The sequence below is a fragment of the Geopsychrobacter electrodiphilus DSM 16401 genome (assembly GCF_000384395.1).
Taxonomy (GTDB): domain Bacteria; phylum Desulfobacterota; class Desulfuromonadia; order Desulfuromonadales; family Geopsychrobacteraceae; genus Geopsychrobacter; species Geopsychrobacter electrodiphilus.
On sequence record NZ_ARWE01000001.1, the window covers coordinates 752,460 to 768,723 of the forward strand.

General features: G+C 54.5%; 14 protein-coding genes. 6 read left to right on the forward strand and 8 right to left on the reverse strand.

Features of this window, described 5'->3' with window-relative positions:
• Positions 1 to 14: 14 nt before the first annotated feature.
• From odhB to D888_RS0103540, 7 genes are all read right to left on the reverse strand, one after another.
• Complete coding sequence (gene odhB, locus D888_RS0103510; RefSeq protein WP_020675147.1) at positions 15 to 1,268, reverse strand: 2-oxoglutarate dehydrogenase complex dihydrolipoyllysine-residue succinyltransferase; 1,254 nt, start codon at positions 1,266 to 1,268, stop codon at positions 15 to 17.
• A 16-nt stretch (positions 1,269 to 1,284) separates the two neighbouring features.
• Positions 1,285 to 3,960: a 2-oxoglutarate dehydrogenase E1 component gene (locus D888_RS0103515; protein ID WP_020675148.1), complete on the reverse strand. Its 2,676-nt coding sequence runs from the start codon at positions 3,958 to 3,960 to the stop codon at positions 1,285 to 1,287.
• A 393-nt stretch (positions 3,961 to 4,353) separates the two neighbouring features.
• Positions 4,354 to 5,241: a lipoyl synthase gene (lipA, locus tag D888_RS0103520; protein WP_020675149.1), complete on the reverse strand. Its 888-nt coding sequence runs from the start codon at positions 5,239 to 5,241 to the stop codon at positions 4,354 to 4,356.
• Positions 5,213 to 5,896, reverse strand: coding sequence for a lipoyl(octanoyl) transferase LipB (gene lipB, locus D888_RS20600; RefSeq protein WP_020675150.1), 684 nt, complete (start codon positions 5,894 to 5,896; stop codon positions 5,213 to 5,215). The genes lipA and lipB overlap by 29 nt, the downstream gene beginning before the upstream one ends.
• Positions 5,897 to 6,055 carry a rubredoxin gene (rd, locus tag D888_RS0103530; RefSeq protein WP_020675151.1) on the reverse strand — a complete coding sequence of 53 codons (159 nt, stop codon included), beginning with the start codon at positions 6,053 to 6,055 and terminating at the stop codon, positions 5,897 to 5,899.
• Positions 6,056 to 6,135: 80 nt separating this feature from the next.
• Positions 6,136 to 6,807: an isoprenoid biosynthesis glyoxalase ElbB gene (gene elbB, locus D888_RS0103535; protein ID WP_020675152.1), complete on the reverse strand. Its 672-nt coding sequence runs from the start codon at positions 6,805 to 6,807 to the stop codon at positions 6,136 to 6,138.
• 136 nt (positions 6,808 to 6,943) lie between these two features.
• On the reverse strand, positions 6,944 to 7,537 hold the full coding sequence (locus tag D888_RS0103540) for a helix-turn-helix domain-containing protein (RefSeq protein WP_020675153.1): 594 nt from the start codon (positions 7,535 to 7,537) through the stop codon (positions 6,944 to 6,946).
• Between D888_RS0103540 and D888_RS0103545 the strand changes: the two genes are divergently transcribed.
• From D888_RS0103545 to D888_RS0103570, 6 genes are all read left to right on the forward strand, one after another.
• Positions 7,536 to 7,802, forward strand: coding sequence for a hypothetical protein (locus D888_RS0103545; protein WP_020675154.1), 267 nt, complete (start codon positions 7,536 to 7,538; stop codon positions 7,800 to 7,802). The two genes, D888_RS0103540 and D888_RS0103545, sit on opposite strands and share 2 nt — an antisense overlap.
• 41 nt (positions 7,803 to 7,843) lie before the next feature.
• Positions 7,844 to 8,560, forward strand: coding sequence for an HAD family hydrolase (locus D888_RS0103550; RefSeq protein WP_020675155.1), 717 nt, complete (start codon positions 7,844 to 7,846; stop codon positions 8,558 to 8,560).
• Positions 8,561 to 8,715: 155 nt separating this feature from the next.
• Positions 8,716 to 8,985, forward strand: coding sequence for a hypothetical protein (locus tag D888_RS0103555; RefSeq protein WP_020675156.1), 270 nt, complete (start codon positions 8,716 to 8,718; stop codon positions 8,983 to 8,985).
• Entirely contained in the window at positions 8,986 to 9,963 is a 978-nt protein-coding gene (locus D888_RS0103560) for an RluA family pseudouridine synthase (RefSeq protein WP_020675157.1), read from the forward strand.
• 14 nt (positions 9,964 to 9,977) lie between these two features.
• Complete coding sequence (gene pgeF, locus D888_RS0103565; protein WP_020675158.1) at positions 9,978 to 10,775, forward strand: peptidoglycan editing factor PgeF; 798 nt, start codon at positions 9,978 to 9,980, stop codon at positions 10,773 to 10,775.
• Positions 10,776 to 11,222: 447 nt separating this feature from the next.
• Positions 11,223 to 11,516, forward strand: coding sequence for an HNH endonuclease (locus D888_RS0103570; protein WP_020675159.1), 294 nt, complete (start codon positions 11,223 to 11,225; stop codon positions 11,514 to 11,516).
• A gap of 165 nt (positions 11,517 to 11,681) precedes the next feature.
• Here D888_RS0103570 and glgA read toward each other — a convergent pair whose 3' ends face one another.
• A complete protein-coding gene (glgA, locus tag D888_RS22870) occupies positions 11,682 to 16,256 on the reverse strand; it encodes a glycogen synthase GlgA (RefSeq protein WP_020675160.1) in 4,575 nt (1,524 codons plus the stop codon).
• Positions 16,257 to 16,264: the final 8 nt, after the last annotated feature.

Consider the following 16,264-nt stretch of genomic DNA (forward strand, 5'->3'; position numbering starts at 1 on the left):
TCACACCTCTCGCCTCACATTTCCAAAAGCATCTCTTCGGGATCTTCGAGCAGGGCTTTGATCCGTTTCAAAAAGCTGACCGCTTCGCGACCGTCGATAATGCGGTGGTCATAGGAGAGCGCTAGATTCATCATCGGCCGGATGACGATTTCGCCATTGATTACCACCGGACGATCCTGGGTGGCGTGCATCCCGAGCACTGCGCTCTGTGGCGGATTGAGGATCGGGGTTGAGAGTAATGAGCCGTAAACCCCGCCGTTGCTGATGGTGAAGGTGCCCCCCTGAATCTCTTCGAGGGCCAATTTGCCGGTGCCGGCGCGCTCACCAAAGTCGCGGATCTGCGTTTCAATTTCGGCGAAGCTCATATTGTTGGCGTCGCGCAGAATGGGCACAACCAACCCGCGTTTGCCGCCGACCGCAATGCCAATGTCGTAGAAATCCTGATAGACGATGTCGTTCCCGTCGATCCGGCCGTTAACTGCTTCGAATTCCTTGAGGGCCTCGATGCTCGCCTTGACGAAGAACGACATTAAACCGAGCTTGACCCCGTGCTTCTTGGTGAAGCTCTCTTTGTGAGTGGTGCGCAGGTCGAGCAGGCGTTTCATGTTCACTTCGTTGAAGGTGGTGAGCATGGCGGTCTGCTGGCGCGCGGCGAGCAGGTGCTCGGCGATCTTCTTGCGGATCGGACTCATCGCGACCCGCCGGCTGCGGGGGTCGTCCTTGGTTTTGGTTGCTGACTTGGTGATCGGCGCGGGAACAACCGTCGCGACCGGGCGCGGGTCTGGCGCTGTTTGAGGCAAGGGAGAAGGCCGCTCAGGCTGCGGGGTGATTTTTAGATCGTCAACCAGTAGGCGACCATCACGCCCACTACCGACGATCTGATCCGGGTCGAGCCCTTTTTCGGCGGCAATCTTGGGGACAGCAGGGTTTATGGGCCTGGCGTCGGCTGGTGGCGAACCCTTGGCCGTGGCGACCGGCGAGCTTACGACCGAGGGTTTTGCAACCTTCGCGACGACTTTTTCTTGCGGCATGGCTGCAGCGCCCTCGTTGATCCGTCCGAGGGGCGCTCCGATGGCCACGGTATCCCCCTCGGTGACGAGAATTTCAAGGGTACCAGCACTTTCAGCCAGAATTTCAATATTGATTTTGTCCGTTTCCAGTTCGACCAGCAGATCGTCGATGGCGACCTGATCGCCGTTCTTTTTCTGCCACTGACCGACGATCGCCTCGACGATCGATTCTCCAATCTCAGGTACCTTGATCTCCATAACTAAGTCCCTTTGTTCAGGCTAAAAAAGCCTGGGTTATAATCTGCTGCTGTTCTTGATTGTGGATGCGATGCGAGCCGACGGCTGAGCTGGCAGATGCCTTGCGGCCAACATAGGTGAGCGGACGGCCAAGTTGTTCCCCGAGTTCATCCCGGATATGTTGCCAGGCGCCGCCGTTGGCGATCTCTTCCTGAACCCAGCGGCATTCAAGTTTTTTGCGATATCCCTTAAGGGCCGCGTGTAATTGCACAGTGTCCAGCGGGTAGAGCTGCTCAATGCGGATAAGGGCGGTGTTGGTAATGTTCTGTTGCTGGCGGTACTGCAAAAGGTCGTAATAAATGCGTCCGCTGCAGAAGAGGAGACGTTCGACGCCTGCTTTGGCCAGATCGTCGCCGATAATATTGTTAAAGTGTCCGCTCGTAAAATCTTCGATTTGTGATACGCACGAGGGGTGGCGCAACATCCCTTTGGGGGTGAAGACGATCAGGGGTCGCCTGAAGGGTTGGTGCAGTTGTCGGCGCAACAGGTGAAAGAGTTGCGCCGGGGTGGTCGGATAGACGATCTGAATATTCTGATCGGCGCAAAGTTGCAGATAGCGTTCGATGCGCGCGCTGGAATGCTCAGGACCCTGTCCCTCGTAGCCATGGGGCAGAAACATGGTCAGGGCGCTATACCTTTCCCACTTGGTGCCACTGCTGCCGATAAACTGATCAATGATGACCTGGGCGCCATTGGCGAAGTCACCGAACTGTGCCTCCCAGATCGTCAAGCCATGTGGGTTTTCGACCGAATAACCATAGTCAAAACCGAGGACGGCAAATTCTGAGAGCGAGCTGTTGTAGACATGGAACTGACAATTGTGCTGGCGCGCAACTTCTTCAAGAGGGGTCAGGCGTCCTGCGGTCAGCATATCAACCAACGTGGCGTGTCGGTGATTAAACGTCCCGCGGCGTGAATCCTGGCCCGAGAGCCGGATGGTCTTCTCCTCAGCGAGCAGGCTGGCAAAAGCCAGAGCTTCGCCAGTGCCCCAGTCGATTTTTTCGCCCTGAGTGATCTGTTCCATTCTGCGTTGCAGTAGACTGGCAATCTTTTTATGCGGGTTGAAATTGTTCGGGATATGGGTAATGACAGCGCATAGTTCTTTGAGGGTTTCGGCTGGGACTCCGGTCTCAACCGGGTCGAAGCTGTGTTCGCGCAGGACTCCTTCCCATTTGGACTGAAATGCTTCTGGCAGCTTTTGTTCAGGGCGGATCAGGGCTGCTTCCAGTTCCTCTTCGATATCTGCTCTGATTTGATCCAGGACGCCCTGTTCAATCCCTTGATCGCGCAGCTGCTGGTAATAGATGTCAGCTGCGGGGGGGTGAAGTTTTATTTTTTCGTACATCAGGGGTTGGGTAAAGAAGGGCTCGTCACCTTCATTATGACCATAGCGACGAAAGCAGATAACCTCAATCACCACATCGCGCCCGAAGGTCTGGCGAAAGTCGAGGGCCAGGATCGCGGCTTGTAACAGTGCTTCCGGGTCGTCGCCATGGACATGAAAGATCGGTGCCATCAGCATTTTGGCGATATCTGTCGGGTAGCAGGTCGAACGTGAATCGGCCGGCAGGGTGGTGAATCCGATCTGATTGTTGATCACCACATGCAGGGTGCCGCCGGTAGTGTAGCCTTCGAGGGCCGAAAGGTTCAGGGTCTCTGCAACCACGCCCTGACCGGCAAAGGCTGAATCACCGTGAAGCAGTAGCGGCAAAACCTTTTGAATCCCTTCGGGGCCCATGGCGTCCTGCCGCGCGCGGCTCTTCCCTTCGACCACCGGATCAACAGCTTCGAGATGGCTGGGGTTTGAGGCGAGGGAAATGTGGATCTTCTTGTCATCTGAAAAAACGCGATCACCTGAGTACCCCTTGTGGTATTTGACATCTCCTTCGCCGACGACCTGATATTCAGTGTTGTCTTTGAATTCGGCAAAGATGTTCTCCAGCGGTTTGCCGAAGATGTTAGCCAGCACGTTAAGGCGACCGCGGTGCGACATGCCAATGACGATATGTTCAAGACCGCGCCGGGCACCGCGTCGGATCAGGTGTTCGAGCAGGGCGATGACCGATTCGCCCCCTTCGAGAGAGAAGCGTTTCTGGCCAAGAAATTTCTTGTGCAGAAAACGTTCAAAGCTGGTGGCCTCCTGTAACTTACGGAAGATCGCCAGCTGCACCTCCTCGGCGAGATGAGGGTTATTTCGCCGAGTTTCCATCCGGTCCTGCAACCATCGGCGTTCTTCCGGAATCGCATGCATGAATTCGACGCCGATGGAGCGGCAATAGGTCTGTTGCAGGATTTCGATAATCTGTCCCAGTTTGGCCTGAGGCATGAAAAAATCCGCCGGGGCAAAAACAGTATTAAGATCGGCGTTGGACAGACCGAAGACTTCGGGTCTCAGCTGGGGATGATCAAAGGTGCAGGGGGTGAGAGGGTCGACACAGGCAAGCAGATGGCCGATCTCCCGGTAGCGGCGGATCAGGGTCTGGACGGCCGCTGGCCGGTGGTCCGGGGGAGCTTCGCTGGCTGACTCCTGTTGACCGAGTTCGTAGCCTTCAAAAAATCCACGCCAGTCGGCAGGAACCTGGTTCGGATCTTCACGCCACAACTGGTACTGGGCGTCAAGCCACTGGGGTCCGACATTACTTGCAAAATTCATGCAGGCTCCAACTTTGTTAAGACAAAGAAATAATGTTATTCGGGGTCTAAAACATTAAAGTGCAACCGTAAAAGTATAAGCCATTAATGCGCTGACTACAATCAGATCACAGCTTCTGGATTTCAACATTAAAGCTGGCCAGCACTGTCTGGCCTGTTTTTTCTGAGGATGCTGGTAGTAGTTAAGCTGTTTGCCTTATGCAGACCTTGTGCACGGAAATCAATGCCTCGAGCGATATCCTGACTCCGGAACCAGGGAAAGTACGGTCCAGGACGGGTTGGATGAGTTAACCCACACCCTGAGCAGAGAAGACTGCGCCGCTTGCCGGTTAGCAGAGGGAAGCGTCAAGGGCTGGTGTTTCCCCGCCGCCCGCTTAGGGGCAGAATCTCACCATTAAGGGTTGGCCCCCGCAGGTTTTTCCATTGCTGACTGCCCTGCCGCGTGATATGAGGATCGTACCAACGGCCCTGCTTCGACGTGGCCGAAGCCCATCGCCCGTCCTTTTTCCGCGAGTTCCTTAAATTCATCAGGGTGGACATAGCGTTTGATTGCGGCGTGGTCCTTGCTCGGGGCCAGGTATTGACCCAGGGTAAGAATGTCGCAACCGTTCGTGCGCAGGTCTGCCATCACCTGCCATACCTCGGACATCTCTTCCCCCAATCCCAACATCAGCCCTGATTTGCTGCGGATTTCCGGCGTTTTATCTTTGACCCGAGCCAGCAATACGAGACTGCGCTGATAATCGGCCTCGGGTCGCACCAGTGGGTAGAGTCGCGGCACGGTTTCGATATTGTGTCCCAGAACGTCAGGTCTGGCGTAAAGAATGGTCTCGAGAGCCACTTCATCCCCCTGCAGATCGGGGATCAGCAGTTCGATTTGGCAATCGGTCTTGCGCCGGATGCAGCGTACCAGATCGGCAAAGATCGCGGCTCCCCCATCGGGCAGATCATCGCGTGTGACCGAGGTGATGACGGCATGGCGGAGCCCGAGTTCAGCGATAGCGCTCGCGACCTTCTCATTCTCTGCCGGGTCAGGCGGGAGCAGGGGACGTTGTTCAATGTTGCAAAAACGGCATCCGCGGCTGCAGCTTTCACCTAAGATCATGAAGGTGGCAGTACCCAGAGTCCAGCATTCCCCTTGATTGGGGCAGGCTGCGCTGCGACAGACTGTATGCAGTCCCTGTTGTCGATGGTAACGGTCAATTCGGGCATGATTCGCGCCGTTTGGGATGCGGACCTTGAGCCAGTCCGGTTTACGCTGGGGTTGAGAGTTTTCGCTCATAAGAACCTGCATATTCGAGGTTGAAGGTTGAGGCGAAGGACGTAATGACTGCAGTTTCGACCTCGGCCAGTGTGGGGGCTTGAGGTAACAGTTGGGCCAAGGAGGTCATCTGCACGCCGGTCAGGCCACAGGGGACAATATGGTTGAAGCCACCGAGGTCGATGTCGATATTCAGGGCAAAGCCGTGCCAGCTCCACCAGCGACGGACACCGAGGCCGATAGAAGCGAGTTTCTGTGCCCCGACCCATATTCCGGTGCGTCCGGCGCAGCGCCCGGCATCGACATCAAAACACTGCAGGGCGTCAATCAGGGCTTGCTCAATATTGCGTAAAAAAAGATGAAGGTCGCGGCCCCGCCTGTCAAGGTTGAACAGTGGGTACCCGACTAGCTGACCCGGACCATGATAGGTCATGTCGCCACCGCGGGCCGCGTGGCAGAGGTCGATCCCCTGTTGAGCCAATACCTCGACGGAGCTGAGCAGGTGGCTGTCGCGGGCAGCACGCCCGAGGGTGATGACCGGGTCGTGTTCGAGCAATAGCATCAGATCGGTCGCCGGACCAGGTGGAGCAAGCAATTCTTCCTGTAAAGCGAGGCCCGCACGGTATGAAATCCGTCCGGGCCTCAGAGTGTAAAATGTGTCGGATACTGCTGTCATTCAGATCTTTTCAAAGCTCGATTTGTCAACGCCGCATAGCGGGCAGACCCAGTCTTCCGGAATATCTTCAAAGCTTGTGCCCGGTTCAATGCCACTGTCCGGGTCACCTATAGCTGGGTCATAGATATAATCGCAAACTATACAGCGGTACTTATTCATTGCGTTCCTCCATTTAAGTTAAGTTCCGGCCGAGTCTAGCAAAAATGTAGATAGATGACAATAACGGTAACGAATTTTATCTAGCGCTTGTTACCGATCATTTTCAATACTTCCTCAATCATTTTTTCGATCCCCTCTGCGGCTTCACGAATGCTTCCGGCCAGCATGTAGGCTGGGGTCGAAATCAGCTTGTTGAGCGGATCAACGACAAAATTGCTGACCGGGCAGGCTATATGTTCGGTGCCCATCTTGGTCAGGGCCGCGGCTGTATCCTTATCGGAGCCGATAGTTAGCTTGTGGGCCAGTTTGTCATTTCCCAGAATGCTTGAAATAAGTGCCGGGGCGATACAGATGGCAGCCAGCGGTTTTTTAGCTGCGACTATCTCGCGGACGAGACGCGCCACTTCAGGGTGAGCCGCACAGTCACTCCCCTTGACGGCAAAGTTGCAGAGATTTTTTGCGGCACCGAAACCACCAGGAAACACCAACGCGTCAACATCTGCTACTTTAACTTCGGCAATATCGCGAATTTTGCCACGCGCAATGCGTGCGGACTCGACCAGAACGTTGCGGGTTTCGCCCTCTGCCGGTTTTCCGGTCAGGTGATTCACTACGGCGACATCAATGTTCGGGGCCATACAGACAGCTTCCGCACCAGCACGATCAAGTGCCAGAAGGGTGATAACGGCTTCATGGATTTCACTGCCGTCATATACTCCACAACCGGAAAGAATAACGCCAACTTTAATCACAAAATCCTCCCAGGTCCATTTTTGGGCTGGTAGCGTAGGGGAATGATTCGCGGCTCGACATAAAAAAGCATAAATGCCTGCGATCAACTGTCAAGTGACCGCGGGCATGATTGGATATATTCTGATCGGATCGAAGTCAGTTGCTGGTGTAGAAAACCGCTATGGCCCGGGCGATTTTGTCGCCAACCGCGGTTAGGCTGTGCGGATCACTTGAATCCCAGTATACCGAATCTCCAGCTTCAATCAGGTAGGTGTCATCAGCGTGGTGCAATTGAAGCTGCCCTTCGAGCAGGTAGAGAAATTCTTCGCCGGGATGCTGAACAGCATGGGTCTGTTCGGCCTGATGTGGGTCGAATTCAACCATGAAGGGTTCCATGTGCTTGTGCTTTTTACCGTAAGCGAGGGAATGATAGCGGTAGGGTTGCGGCGTCCCCCCCTGCTTTGGGCGTCGGTTAAGAGGACTCGTGTCACCGGCGCGTATAATCAGACATTTTTGCGTGTTGTCTTCTTCTTCAAAGAACGTGTGCAGGGGGGCCTTGAGAGCTTTTGAAATACGCAACAGGGTGGCAAGCGGAGGGATGACCTGTTCATTCTCGATTTGCGAGAGCAGCGGCTTGGACAACTCTGTTTCGGTCGAAAGGTCCTGCAATGTCATCCGTCTGGCTTGACGCAGTTCACGGATTTGAGGGCCGATTCTCAGTTCTTTAACTTCTGCTCTGAATTCATCCATGGTGAACCCTGTCGGATATCTTGGTCTGCTGATTGATCTCAATTGTCGCGGGAGAGGACTGTTGCGTCCGATGGGCCAGCTCCAAAATCCCCCCTTTAATATGCAGAGCCATCCCCTCGAGCGCACCCCCGCATTTTTAGCCTTCCGGGAGATGTACGTCAAGGAATATCCAGCAGAATTTAATATTCTTGAAAATGTAAAAATGCAGTGTTCAACCGGCGAAGCGGAACCCTGTGTCTTGGAGATGTTCCCACCCTTGTGCTAGACTCAGCCGATATTCCACCATTAATTTTTACGGACCTGGCCATGTCTTCTTCGTTTAGCGCGATTCTGTTCGACCTGGATGGCACCCTGTTGCAGGTTGACATGCCTGCTTATATTCGACGCTATGTCGCCGGGTACTATACTCATTGCAAGGATCTTGTTGAATTTGACCCCTTGCAGAGGGCAATGCGCGCCGGGATTCGTCTTTTGCTTGAGACTGAAGATGGGACCCTCAGGAATGAGGAGCGTTTGTTTACGTTTCTTGCTGGACGGTTGCAACTGTCCGAGAGCTTACTGCGTGCGCGCTTTGCCGATTTTCTGCTTTCTGGCGTCGATGCTCTGGCGGCGGTGGTTAAGCCGATCCCGATGGTTACAGCGCTTTTGGAGTCTTGCCGGCTGGCTGGAATTCCACTGGCTCTGGCAACCAATCCGGTTTTCCCGCGTACTTTGATCGAAGCTCGCTGCCGTTGGGTGGGGCTTGATGCCGACGATTTTTCACTGCTGACCTGTTTTGAGAACAGTTATTACTGTAAGCCTCAGGCCGGTTATTTTCAGGAAGTTGCAGGTCGGTTGGGGGTTGATCCGAAGACATGCCTGATGGTCGGCAATGATACCTGCCATGACCTGGCAGCGACGCGGGTCGGCATGACAACCTGGCTGCTTGAACCTTTTCTGATTGAACGTGATGGTCCCAAATGGGAACCTGATCATCGGGGCACGCATCAACAGCTTCATGATTATTTGCGCAAGCACCTGTGACGGAGAGCTGACCCAGACATCGGAGTTAAGGGCGGCTATTCTTCCCACCCCAGTGGAAATAACTTGCTGATTGGGATGGAAATTAATACACTCAATCTCAATATTTTTAGTTCCCCCCTGTCTTGAGGCAGGGTCAAATAGGGAGGCTGTTTCATATGGCACGTCTGGTAGAAAACCCCGATCTTGCATTTCGACTCGCCCGCGCGATTATTTCTGATATCGCGCTTTATAATCCTGAAAAGGTTGTTGAGGGGATCAAGAACGATAGCATTTTTACCCTGATGACCGACGAACTGGATGAAGGGCGTCAGCACTTTTTTTCACGGGTATCCCCCGATATGGAGAATCGTGAACATATGTACGAACGTGCGATTGTCGATGTCATGATCAAACAGGCGGGTAAAATTGAGAGCTCCATCTGGTAAATGGATGAAGCGCGTGTCCTAGTTTTCTCCGAAGAGCGACAGCCTGAGCGTCTCGATCTGTTCGTTGGCGGGGAGATGCCCGGTGTCAGTCGTGTCCAGATTAAGCGTCTGATCGATGAGGGGTTGATCCTGGTCGATGGCGCACCGAGTAAGGCCTCTGCCCGGTTACGTGGCGGCGAAGAGATTCGTATCACCCTGCCCGATCCCCAACCGGCAAATGCCCAGCCCGAAGCGATCCCGCTGCGGGTTCTGTATGAAGATTCAGACCTGATCGTTATTGACAAGCCGGCCGGCCTGGTGGTACACCCGGCGGCCGGACATGCCAGTGGCACGCTGGTGAATGCTCTTTTGTATCATTGCGGCGACCTGTCGGGCATCGGCGGAGAGCTGCGTCCCGGTATTGTCCATCGTCTCGACAAAGATACCTCCGGCGTCATGGTGGCGACCAAGAATGACGCCACGCACATTGCGCTGGCTGCCCAGTTTAAGGCGCATACCGTCAACCGGCGTTACCTGGCCCTATTGCACGGCCTCTTGACCCCGACAAGCGGACAGATTGATACCGAGATTGGACGTCATCCAAACCATCGCCTGAAAATGTCGAGTCAGGGGCGCCAGACCAAAACGGCTGTGACTCACTGGAAGGTTCAATCTCTGTATCAGGCGGATCGCTTGAGTCTGGTTGAGCTGCGACTAGAAACCGGACGCACGCACCAGATCCGGGTGCATTTTTCCGAGCGGAACATGCCGCTGGTTCATGATCCACTTTATGGCGGCAAGATTCGGACCGGGGCGCTGCAGGATGTCCAACTGAAAAAACTGGCGCAAACCCTGCCCGGTCAGGCTTTGCATGCCCGGTTGCTCGGGTTTGTTCATCCGCGTAGTCAAGAGTATCTGGAGTTTGCCAGTGATCTCCCGCCGGCATTTGCCGAATTGATCGATTATCTGACCCATAAATACACTGACGAGAGTCTGTAGGCAGGAGCCGCTCTATGAAAATGACCCGCGCCGATAAAATCAGCTATCTTGAACCGGATTGGGCTTCGCCGGATATGGCACTGAGCGCCGGGTTTTCGACGCGCCACGGTGGTGTCAGCCGCGCACCTTACAATTCGCTCAATCTGGGGTTCGGGACTGACGATCAGCCGGCTCATGTCGAAGGCAATCGGGCCAACTTCTGTCGGGCCTTCAATCTTCAGCCCCATCAACTGCTGACGATCAAGCAGGTCCACGGGACCAGCCTGCTCCTGATTGATGAGGAGAATCTTGACCTCTCCCATTTTTTGTCGGTGGAGGCCGATGGGATTGTCACCAACCAACGCGGTTTTATGTTGGGGGTGCTGGTCGCAGATTGTGTTCCACTGTTGTTGCATCATCCTGGGAAAGGGGTGGTGGCAGCGGTTCATGTCGGCTGGCGCGGTGCGGCGAACGGTATCATCGCTCAAGCGATTGATTCCATGAATACTCACTTTCACTGTGCCCCCGAAGAGATTCTGGCGGCCGTTGGACCGGGGATCGGAGCCCATCGATTTGAAGTGGACCGCCCGGTGCGAGAAGCGTTTCGGGGCGGTAGCGGGTTCTGGGACCTGATCTCCAAGGAGGTCAGCCTTGGGCATTGGCAGGTCGATCTTGGTTTGAGCAGTCGCTTGCAATTGGAATCTTGCGGGATATTGAGTGAGCATATTGATGTCGCTCAGGAATGCACCTGTTGTCATCAGGAGCTGTTTTTTTCGTATCGTCGCGATAAGGGTGAGACCGGACGTCAGCTCGGATTTATCCAGCTAAAATAGTCTCAAACGGCCCTTGACCATGTCTGTTCAAGGGCCGTTTTTTTGTGTTATTTTGATACAAATGTAACATTTCTTTGAGAGCGTTTTTTTTTGAAAAATTAAAAAAATGATTGAAAGGGGGTTGATTTTCAGATCTGGGTCAGAGGGCAGGGCTATAGTTGCGTCAAAAGAAACATTATGAAGCTCAGTTATCTGAGTCCCCGGAGGGGGGGGGCCCCCATCCTTGAAAAAAAGGATGGGGGCTTTTTAGCGTCTTTTTTCTGGAGAGTACCTGTTTCTGTTCGAAGGTTCGACAACGCTATTGCTGGGATTGATTAACAGACTTTCCTCCGGGTTAAGAGGGTGGCTTCAGGATTGATGGAACAACAATCGCGCAATTTGATCGGTTGTGCAATAATTCCAGAACTAGGTGAATTGGGGAAATTGCTGTCCAAAGGGTGTACATAAATGGATTTTCTGGAAGAGGTGACAGAGGAGCAGATCCGGCGCGAACGGGAGAAAGCCCGCGCTCTGCGAAAGCAGGGCTGGTGGCAGAATCGCATCGCTCAGGGGAGCTGTCACTACTGCGCAGGACAGGTACCCCCAAAAGAGTTGACTCTGGACCATATCGTCCCGCTAGCGCGAGGCGGTCGCAGTACCAGGGGGAACTGTGTCCCTGCGTGCAAGTCATGTAATAACAAGAAACGAGATCTGTTGCCGATTGAGTGGCAGGAGTATCTTGAGACCCTGCAGCGTAGCTGAGGCTAGGAGGCTGCTCGAGAATTAGAGACCGGCTGCAAACCCAGCTGTTTGGACCATATTTTAGCTCCTTTTCAGCCCATAGCTACGCTATGCGCTCTCAAATGACCCAAAATTTGTTCTCAAGCTTCTGGTTTTTCACTTCGGACTCTATTCGCGGTCAGGCTTCTAGAACAGAGTCGTGCGTTTGATCAGCGCCCGGCGATAGAGGTCCTCATAGGCGTGAGCCGATGCGGTCCAGCTGAAGTCGATCTCCATCCCTTTTTTTACCAGGGAAATCCAGCGATTGCGTTGTGGGTAGAGTGCAAGTGCGCGATCTATGGTATCTAATAATTCCTCTGGTGACACCTCGTCAAAAACGAATCCATTCCCGGTTTTACCATTTAACTTCAGGTCGGTGACAGTATCCGCAAGGCCGCCAGTGTGGCGCACGATCGGCAGGGCTCCGTAGCGCAGCGCGATCATCTGCGTCAGGCCGCAGGGCTCATAGCGGCTGGGAATCAGCAGGCAATCGGCCGCCGAGAAGATGCGATGTGAGAGTTTCTCATCAAATTCAAGTCCGATGGCAAAATTGGCGGACTTCTCTCGTTGACGCGCCTGCCAGAAGGCCATCTGCTCCTGATCTCCACTGCCGAGCAGCACGAACTGCATTTCGCGTTGCATCAGCTGTGGCCAGATCTGTTCAATAAGATCGATCCCTTTTTGCTTGTCCAGGCGGCTGACGACCGCAATCAATGGTAAATCATGGCGTTCTGCGAGGCCCAACTCTTTCTGCAAGGCGCGCTTACAGCTGCGTTTCCCGTTGAGGTTGGTGCTGTTGAAAGGTTTATTCAGTGCCGGATCGAGCGCTGGGTCCCAGTTTTTTCTATTGATGCCGTTCAGTATGCCGAAGAGGTCGCGACTACGGCTGCGCAACAGGCCGTCGAACCCATGCCCCTGCTCGGGTTGTTGGATCTCGCGGCAGTAGGTTGGTGAGACGGTATTGATCAGGTCGGCATGAACAATTCCCCCTTTGAGAAAACTGATATTGCCGAAGTATTCCAGATGCCGAGTCGTGGCAAATTCGGGGGGGAGTCTGAGTTTTTCCACCACGTCGAGCGGGAAAATTCCCTGATAACCGAGATTGTGCAGGGTTAGAACCGTAGCGGTTGATGCATAAAAGGGATCGGTCGCGTGTTCTGTCTTGAGTAACGCCGGGATGAGTGCGGTTTGCCAGTCATGCAGATGCAGAATATCGGGACGGAAATCTGCACGCAGCAGATACTCAAGCACGGCGCGGTTGAAAAAAGCAAAGCGGCTGGCATTGTCCTGAAAATCCCCTTCGGGCGTGCCATAGAGTGATTCGCGGTCGAAATATTCAGGGGTATCAATAAAATGGTAGGGGACCCCTTCCCAGATAGTTTGACGCAGATTAGCGCGGACGATTTCTCCGCCAATCTTCACTTCAAGTGCCTTACGACCCTTGGACAGAGAGAACCCGTTGCGTTGAACAGAGCGGTAGCAGGGCATGATGACCCGGACATCGTGGCCGAGCTGACGCAGGGCGCGCGGCAAAGAGCCTACAACATCAGCCAGCCCGCCGGTTTTGGCAAAGGGGGTTGCTTCTGAGGAGACAAACAGTATTTTCATTGCAAGAGGTCCTCGCCCTGTCACAGCCTGCGGCAATTGTTGCTGTGGGGACAGGGGTGTTGCGGAGAGACTTTGCAAAAAATTATCCAGCAGGTAGCCTGAACTTTCGGCCAAAATTAGAATCTGTTTAAAATTAATTAGTGAAATCTTAATTTTAGCTAAGAAGTAATCAATATTGTTCACATTGATATTATGAGAATTGAGCTTTTGCAGCATGATTAAAAAAATCAACTTCTGCAGTGGCTCGCGTCTGAACCAGACTTTATTGTCGGATTGGTGGATTCCAAGAAAGTTTTTCAGCGCGACATCGTCAAATAACAGCTTGATGACACTGGTCGGATAGTCTGATTTTGACATCAGTTGACTGATCCGAGTCAGGTCTTCAGTCGAGAGTTTAAGGCGGGGTTCAAGGCAAACTGCTGCCGTTACGTCCAAAAGCTCTATCGCTGAAAGCTTCTGCGTTGCGAGTTGTATGACCAGATCATTGGCCCATCGGGCAAAGCTCGTCTCCGGTTCAGCGGCGAGGTCAAGCCGGCCATCAAGCCAGCTAGATAATTGGTCCAGGACGGGCCACAGACCGACGAGATGGGCACGAGCGGCAAGGTCCAGGGTCGGATTGTTGCCGATCTGCTGGTAAAGGTTCCGCCAGCGACCATCTTCATCGGCACGATAGGTAAACTGGTCCAGAACAATGCGTCCATAAGGGGGGAGCTCAAAAGGTTTGTCTTCTTGCCCCAAGGGCCAGAGGTATTCCAGCGGGCCAGTGGGACTGGCGCAGGAGTAAAATCCCTGCGTCTGGTTGAGAGCGAGGGCCTCATTCAGGCTACGCTCGCCATATTTTGTCGGGCAGGTAGCAGTGATACGTCCGCTGATCCGGTGCGGGCTGTTGTTGCACAATACCAGCACTCGCTCTTTGCCTGCGGCGTTGCTGAAAGCATAAACATGCTCCTCAAGGCCAAGTTCCGAGACAAAATCATATAGTTGAAAATTCTCAGAACCGCTGAAAAGCGGGCGTTTGCGCAAAAGCGGCGACAAGAGTTGCCAATGGTCATGAAGCAGGCGCTGGTCGGGGCTTTCCTGCAACTCGGGCCGGGTATATTCCATGCCATACTTTTCGCGCAGCCCTTCGAGTTGGCCATGGGCAAAGAGCGGCAGGCCTGGCATGGTGCAGAGCAGGGTGGCGACACAGAAGTATTTGTCGCCGTTGCCGAACTGTTCGATCGCGGTCTTTTCGTCCGGGTTGCTCATGAAGTTGACAAACCGTTGCAGGATGGCCGGATCGAAGGCCAGGGTTTCACGCAGGGTCTGGCGATAGCGCGCATTATCTTCGCGCATCAGCATATTCATAAAGGCACTGTTGTAGACCCGGTGCATGCCGAGGGTGCGGACAAAGTAGCCTTCCATCAGCCAGAAGGCTTCGGCGACCAGCAGGGTGTCGGGTTGTTCGGTTTTGATCCGCTCAACGACCTCGCGCCAGAACTCCTGAGGGAAATAGCGGTTGAACTCATCATTGCTCAGTGCGTAAGCACTGCGCGAGGGCACCCCTTCGCCGCCATCGGGAAGCGGATACCAGAGGCGCTGGAAATGTTTTTTCGCCAGAGTCATTGCCGCATCAAAGCGGATGATACCGAAGCGTTTGGCGGCCTCGAGAATGACCTGAATCATGGCCTCGCGCACCTGCGGAAGCAGAAAGTTAAGCTGGGCGGTATCATTCCACGGCAGGTGGGTTCCGTCATTGCCGTGGTAGATGTAGCGCACTTCACCGCTTTGCAGGTCACGGCGACAGAAAACCACCGCCGCTTCGCTGTGATCGTAGTAGCCGTCCTCGATCTGGAGGCAGAGGCGCCCCTCGCCGCTGAGATCTGCTCCGTTGTAGCGATAGCCGGGGTAGGGGGGCTGGTCGCTCTGGATAAACCAGTCCGGGTGCTGGCGCATCCACTGGCTGTCGATCCCGGTATGATTGGTCACTACATCACAGGCCAGACGAATGCCACGCTGCAGGCAGCGTTGTCTGAGGTTTTCAAGCCCCGGGTCGCCACCCAGTTCGTCGGCAATCCGATAGTCGAAAATGGCATAGGCCGAGGCGCTGACATTATATTTGCCGTGCAGGTGTTTGATCTTTTTTGAGGCATCGGAGCGTTGCCAGATGCCGATCAGCCAGAGCCCGCTGAAGCCGAAATCGCGCAGGCGATCCAACTCTTCATCAGGGATCTGGTCCAGGCGGCTGATGTCGCGGTCGTAGCTGGTAGACAGCTGGGATAACCAGACGAAAATCGCCTTGGCCAAAAGAACGGTACGTGGCATCCAGTCACGATCGAGGGTGAAGTTGGCAACCTCCCCGGCATCGGTAAACCGGGGCGCCGGGGGCTCACCTTCGCCGACCGGTCCGCGACTGCGGAACTCATCCCGTTGCAGTTGCAGCGCGGTATCGAAATGACTCAGCAGCTCTGGGGGGAGTAATTCTCCCCACTTCTGGCGCAACGAGATCACCTGTCCTGCCAGGCTGTCAGGGGCTGTGATTAGGGGTTCCTGCAACAGGGCAAGGAGTGAACGGCCGGCAAATGCCGAAGAATCTGAAGCGACCTGCTGATCAACCTGCTGCAGCAGCTGGTCGAGGTGATGGTCGGTCCGGAGTTGCTGCAGTTCAGGGTTAAAGAGGCTGCGTCCATCACGCAAGGCCTGATTTTGGGACTGCAGACTCAGCAGGCAGAGTTCAATCAGCAGAAACTCGAGACAAGCGGGCTCCCCGGTATTCAGCGCGACAGATGTTTCAACCGCTCTGGAGGGCACTATCGGGAAGTTTTGCAACTGTTCGCGAAAGAGGGCCCGTACAGTGTCCTGCAGGTTGCTTGGGATGACCAGTTGCTGCTGAGTGAGATAGCGCCTGCCGAGCAGGTGCAGAGCGTGATTCAACACGCCCCAGAGCTGAAGCTCGGCGGCCGTCAGAGGTGCCGCCGTGGTGCGGCGGAGTTCGGCGGCGGTCTGTTGCCGGAGCAGAAAGAGTTTCGCCGGATCGAAGGACTTAAGCGCTTCCGCGAGTGTCAGCTTCTGCCAGGCCTTGCGCCCACACTGGAAGCCGAGCGGGTAGAGTTGTTCTCTGATGATTTGCGGCATAGAGTTCA